Genomic DNA, 615 nt, shown 5'->3' with positions numbered 1-615 from the left:
TTAAGATACTCATTTTTCAGTATTTGATCACTCTCCCTTTGATTTTCAGTTCCCGGGCCAGGGTGATGAGATTAAGGAGATTATTATCTTCCCCGTCCCAGAAGGCTATGATACCATCAGCCCGGCCGATCCAGTCCCTGTATTGGTCGGTCAGGTCTTCATGCTGGAATTGGGTGTCCGCTACGATAATCGAAAATCCTCTTTCACGAATATAATCGTGAACAATATTCTCTTCCACTATTTCATCCTTGTAAATAATGCTATTGTGCATTTCTTTGGACAAATAGTAGTCACACTTTTTATACAATAGTTCCCGGTCCCGGAAGCCCGGGGAAGTCACGATAATTACTTTCATGCTCGATATTTATTTTTGAACCTCCCTCAAATTTAGTGATTTAACGTCAGTCCGATGGAGAAGAACAAGTTATAACCTTTACTCGACTCTCTTCTTTTTCAACAGCATATGTAGCAAAAAAGCGTTAAGAATTTTTGAAACCTTGGAGAAAATTTAGCTTTTTTGATACGGTTTTTGCTTAGGGGAAAGCAAAAAATGCCTTTGAAAAAGTGCCCTTTCTTTTGTTTCGTTTTCTTTGGGCACGCAAAGAAAATGAATAA

At 38.9% G+C, this 615-nt stretch carries 1 protein-coding gene; it reads right to left on the bottom strand.

The window, feature by feature from the left end:
* Positions 1-16: 16 nt before the first annotated feature.
* On the bottom strand, positions 17-355 hold the full coding sequence (locus LVD47_RS23340) for a hypothetical protein (RefSeq protein WP_236981132.1): 339 nt from the start codon (positions 353-355) through the stop codon (positions 17-19).
* Positions 356-615 lie beyond the last annotated feature (260 nt).

The organism is Membranihabitans maritimus (assembly GCF_021729145.1).
GTDB lineage: Bacteria > Bacteroidota > Bacteroidia > Chitinophagales > Saprospiraceae > Membranihabitans > Membranihabitans maritimus.
The sequence above is the reverse complement of the archived record's forward strand: the minus strand, read 5'-3'. Positions and strand labels throughout refer to the sequence as shown.

Excerpts from the sequence above, each read along its gene's own strand:
- LVD47_RS23340 (WP_236981132.1), bottom strand. The coding sequence starts at position 355 with ATGAAAGTAATTATCGTGACTTCCCCGGGCTTCCGGGACCGGGAACTA.